This is a genomic window from Burkholderia sp. Ac-20392, assembly GCF_017104585.1.
Classification (GTDB): domain Bacteria; phylum Pseudomonadota; class Gammaproteobacteria; order Burkholderiales; family Burkholderiaceae; genus Burkholderia; species Burkholderia lata.
Genome location: NZ_JAAGPB010000585.1, coordinates 1 through 4,815, shown reverse-complemented (window position 1 = coordinate 4,815; position 4,815 = coordinate 1). Strand labels below are relative to the sequence as shown.

The 4,815-nt window shown below is 70.2% G+C and carries 4 protein-coding genes and 1 pseudogene; 2 read left to right on the top strand and 3 right to left on the bottom strand.

Annotation, left to right across the window (positions count from 1 at the left end):
- Window positions 1-405, bottom strand: a pseudogene (locus G3N99_RS34950) (AraC family transcriptional regulator); the annotation flags it as partial.
- Window positions 406-554: 149 nt separating this feature from the next.
- Here G3N99_RS34950 and G3N99_RS34945 point away from each other — a divergent pair.
- Together G3N99_RS34945 and G3N99_RS34940 are read left to right on the top strand one after the other, a co-directional pair.
- Window positions 555-1,679, top strand: coding sequence for an NAD/NADP-dependent octopine/nopaline dehydrogenase family protein (locus G3N99_RS34945; protein ID WP_206124649.1), 1,125 nt, complete (start codon window positions 555-557; stop codon window positions 1,677-1,679).
- A complete protein-coding gene (locus tag G3N99_RS34940; RefSeq protein WP_206124648.1) occupies window positions 1,676-2,686 on the top strand; it encodes a 3-hydroxybutyryl-CoA dehydrogenase in 1,011 nt (336 codons plus the stop codon). Before G3N99_RS34945 ends, G3N99_RS34940 begins: the two co-directional genes overlap by 4 nt.
- Window positions 2,687-2,820: 134 nt before the next feature.
- Here the strand turns inward: G3N99_RS34940 and G3N99_RS34935 are convergent, their stop codons facing one another.
- Together G3N99_RS34935 and G3N99_RS34930 are read right to left on the bottom strand one after the other, a co-directional pair.
- Window positions 2,821-4,158, bottom strand: coding sequence for an MFS transporter (locus tag G3N99_RS34935; protein ID WP_206124647.1), 1,338 nt, complete (start codon window positions 4,156-4,158; stop codon window positions 2,821-2,823).
- Window positions 4,159-4,301: 143 nt separating this feature from the next.
- Window positions 4,302-4,815, bottom strand: a 514-nt coding sequence (locus G3N99_RS34930) for a LysR substrate-binding domain-containing protein (RefSeq protein ID WP_241012014.1), incomplete at its 5' end; no start/stop codon positions are given.

The window sequence follows — 4,815 nt, the reverse complement described above, 5'->3', positions numbered from 1 at the left end:
CTTGCGTTCGAGCGCGCCGCGTTCGAGCCGCAGCACGAGGTTGCGGCAATCGGGGCTCGTGCTCAGGCGGCTCGCGAGCGCGGGCGACGACACGGTCAGCTCGCCGGGGCCGGCGCGCGCGACGACGCTGCCGGCCTGTAGCTCGCATGCGCCGGCGAGCGTCAGCCTGAACAGGAAGTGTTCGGCATCGTCGCCGAAATCGATGCGGGTTTCGCGGCCGTAGCAGAGTTCGAGCAGTGCGCCGTGATGCAGCGGCACTTCGTACAGCTCCGCATGAAACGGATCGAGGCCGCGTGCAGCCATCCGGTGCGGCCCGAGCCGGTGCGCGACCGCGCGTTCGACTTCGTCGGGGGCGTGCAGCGTGCCGAGCCGGTTCGGCGCATGGCGGGACAGGGCGATATCCATTCACGGACCTCGTAGCGGATGCGGGGGCGCGGCGACATGTGCAGCGCCGCGATTGCGTTGCGCGAACGGGCGTGCCGTTGCGCGTTTTGAAGCGACGCGGCGGGAGCGGCCGCGTAGTCTCGGAGACACTCAATCACCGGGAGAAGACGATGAAGGTATGTGTTCTGGGCGGCGGCCACGGCTGCCATGCGGCGGCGATCGACCTGCTCGAGAAGGGCCATGACGTGACGTGGTGGCGGCGCGATCGCGAGCCGCATGCGCGGCTGCGCGAGCTTGGCGTGCTGAACGTGACCGACTATCGCGGCAAGCGCGCGGTGCCGCTCGGCGATGCGCCGGGTGCGATCCGCCTGACCGGCGAGCTCGCGGCCGCGCTGCGCGGTGCGCAACTCGTCGTGGTGCCGCTGCCGGCCACGTCGCACGACGCGCTCGCCGCGCAGGTCGCGCCGTTGCTGGAGGACGGCCAGGTCGTGTTCCTGCCGCCCGGCACGTTCGGCAGCGTCGTGTTCGCGCAGGCGGCAGCCAATGCGGGCAACCGTTCGCGCGTCGCGTTCGCCGAGACGGGCACGCTGCCGTACCTGGTGCGCAAGCATGGCGACAACGACGTCGTGATCAGCGCGTACGCGACGCGTCTGCCGACCGGCGTGTTGCCGGCGAATGCGGCCGGCTGGGCGTTCGACGTGCTGCGTGCGGGTTATCCGGCGGTCGAGCCGGTCGAGGATGCGTTGTCCGGTGCGTTGATGAACGCGGGCCCGGTGATCCATCCGCCGCTGATCCTGATGAACGCCGGGCCGCTCGAACACTTCGACGCATGGGACATCCACAACGAAGGCACGCAGCCGGCGATCCGCCGTGTGACGAACGCGCTGGATGCCGAACGCATCGCGGTGCGCGAAGCGCTCGGCTACCGCGCACCGCATTTCCCGCTCGCGGATCACTATGCGGCCGACGGCGACGAATGGATGTACGGGCGCGGCGCGCACGGCAAACTGACCGATAGCGGCGACTGGCGCGAGAAGATCGATCTGCGTTCCCATCGCTACATGCTCGAAGACACCCGGCTCGGGCTGTCGTTCATCGTGTCGTGCGGGCGCTGGGCCGGTGTGCCGACGCCGGTTGCGCAGGGGCTGCTGAGCATCGCGAGCGCGGTTGCCGTGCGCGACCTGTACGCGGAAGGCCGCACGCTGGAGCGGCTCGGGATCGCGGCGCTGTCGAAGGACGCGATGCGTGCGTTGCTCGACAACGGAATCACGGGTGTCGCGGGAGTCTCAGCATGAGCGCGGCCGCCGACGTGACGCGCGTGCACGTGCTCGGCGCGGGGCGCATGGGGCAGGGGATCGCGCTCGTGTTCGCCTTTGCCGGGATCGACGTCACGCTGATCGACTTCAAGCGGCGCGATGCGGCCGGCCAAAGCGCCTTCGACGATCGTACGCGCGACGAGATCGCCAGGCCGTTGCACGCGCAGGTCGCGCTCGGCCGCATCGATGCCGCGCAGGCCGGTGCGGCAATCGCGCGCATTGCGATCGTCGCGCGGGACGGAGCGGCCGAAGCGGTGCGCGAGGCAGACGTCGTGTTCGAGGCGCTGCCCGAAGTGCTCGATGCAAAAGCCGACGCATTGCGCTGGCTCGGCGAGCACGTCGATGCAAGCGCGACGATTGCGTCGACCACGTCGACGTTCGTCGTCACCGAATTGCAGCGCCATGTCGCGCACCCGGAACGGATGCTGAACGCGCACTGGCTGAACCCGGCATTGCTGATGCCGCTCGTCGAGATCAGCCGCAGCGACGCGACCGACCAGTCGGTGGTCGATGCGCTCGCCGCGCTGCTCGAACGCGTCGGCAAGAAGCCGGTGATCTGCGGGCCGGCGCCCGGCTACATCGTCCCGCGCATCCAGGCGCTCGCGATGAACGAGGCTGCGCGGATGGTCGAGGAAGGCGTCGCGAGCGCGGAGGATATCGATACGGCCATCCGCACCGGCTTCGGCCCACGCTTCGCGGTGCTCGGGCTGCTCGAATTCATCGACTGGGGCGGCTGCGACATCCTGTACTACGCGTCGAAGTACCTGGCCGGCGAGATCGGCCCGCGCTTCGCGCCGGCCGCGAGCGTCGTGCGCAACATGGAAACCGGGCGCGACGGCGTACGCACGGGCGCGGGCTTCCACGACTATGCGAACGTGGACGTGCCCGCGTACATGCGGCAGCGGCTCGGCGAGTTCGCGCGGCTGCTCGATCACCTGGGGCTGGCGCCGGTGTTCGACGGCGGGCGGCGCAACCAGGACGCGTAGCCCGGGCGTCGATGCCGAGCGGGTTCGCGGTGCCACGAGAGCGTGCACGTGGCACCGCGAGCCGGTGTGTCGCTCACTCGCCGACAAGGGCACGGGCAAGTGCACGGACGTGGCGGCCGGCGCGGGCCGCGTGCTCATGTCGTATCGCCGCGCGTGCCGGCGTCAGGCGTGACACGCGTCTCGCGCATCACGCACAGCGTCGCGACGGTCACGAGCCCGAGCGCAATGAGGAACAGCGAGACGGGCCACGACGCGTGATAGTGCGCGAGCAGCGCGGTCGCGATCAGCGGCGACATCCCGCCCGCGAAGATCGACGCGACTTCATGCCCGAGCGCGACGCCCGAGTAGCGCACCTCGGTGCTGAACAGCTCGCCGACGAGCGCGGGCAGCGTGCCGATCATCGCGCCGTGACTCACGGCGGTGCCGACCGTGAGCGCGAGCCATACGAGCGGCGTCACGCGCGTGTCGAGCAGCCAGAAGAACGGGAACGCGCACGCGACGAGGCTCAGCGCGCCGATCAGGTACACGGGCTTGCGGCCGATCCGGTCGGACAGCCGACCCCACGCGAGCATCGCGCCCATCTCGACGATCATCGCGATCATCACGCCGGTCAGCATCACGCCGTTCGGGATGCCGACGTATTTGCCGTAGACGAGCGAGAACGCGAGGAAGATGTACGCACCGCCGTTCTCGGCCACGCGCAGCCCCATCGCAAGCAGGATTTCCTTCGGATGGCGCCGGAGGCATTCGACGATCGGCAGGTGCGTGTGTGCGCCGCGCTTGCCGGCCTGCTCGAAGTCGCGGCTTTCCGGCAGGTGGCGGCGGATATAGATGCCGATCGCGAAGATGACGATGCTCGCGAGGAACGGCAGTCGCCAGCCCCACGCGCGGAACGCGTCGTCCGGCAGCGCCTGCGCGGCGAGAAACGCGGCCGACGACAGCACGAAGCCGCCGCCCACGCCGAGCTGGCTCCACGCGGCGTAATAGCCGCGTTGTTCCGGCGGCGCGTTCTCGCTGATCATCAGCACGCCGCCGCCCCATTCGCCGCCGGACGCGACGCCCTGCAGCAGGCGCAGCACGACGAGCGCGGCCGGCGCCCACACGCCGACCTGCGCATAGGTCGGCAGCAGGCCGATCGCGAAGGTCGACGCACCCATGATCAGCAGCGTCCATACGAGCGACGCCTTGCGTCCGTAGCGATCGCCGACGTGGCCGAACACGATCCCGCCGAGCGGCCGCGCGACGAAGCCCAGCGCGAAAGCCGCGAAAGCAGCAAGGCTGCCAGCCAGCGGCGACGCGCCGGGCGGAAAGAACACGTGGCCGAACACGAGCGCAGCGGCCGTGCCGTACACGAAAAAGTCGTACCACTCCATCGCGTTGCCGGCGACGGAGGCGATGACGATCCGGCGCAGTTGCCGGTCGGCGAGCGGCCGGGCGGCGCTCGGGGATTGCACGGTGTCGGTCGGGTACATGGCGGACTCTGAAGGGGGGCGGGCGCGTGCCGTCTGTGCAGCACTGCGGGCTAGTGTTGTCGGCACCGTGCCCCCGGTCAAATCCGCAGAAAAAGGGGAGTGACATCACTCCCGCTGATGATGGTCGCGGCGCGTCCCCGCGCCTATCCCACGCTTTCCCTCAGTAGCGCGATCATCCGCTGCGCCAGCGGCGGCACGTACGCGCCGGCCCGGTGCATCGCGCCGATGCGGCGGTCGAGGTCGAGCTCGCCGGCCCGCAGGTCGAGCGCGCGCAAGCCGGTCACCTGGTCGAGGGCATCCATGCCGCCGACACACAGCAGCGGTGTGCCGCGCAACAGCTGCAGCAGCGACGTATTGCCGAAGTCCGTCTCGATGCGCAGGCGCGGCGCGGGCAAGCCGCGTGCGCGGAACGCGTCGTCGATCCGGTGCCGCACGGGAATCGTCGCTTCCGGCAGCAACCACTCCTGATCGGCGAGGTCCGCGAGCGTGAGCCCGCGCTTGCGCTGCAGCGGGTGGGCGGCATCGGCGAGCACGGTCAGCCGGTCGTCGAACAGCGCGATGGTGTCGAGGCCGGCGTCCTGCTGCTGCGGTTCGGGCGCGACGACGAGATCGAGCTCGCCGGCCGCGAGCAGGTCGAGCAGTTCACGCGCGAGCCGG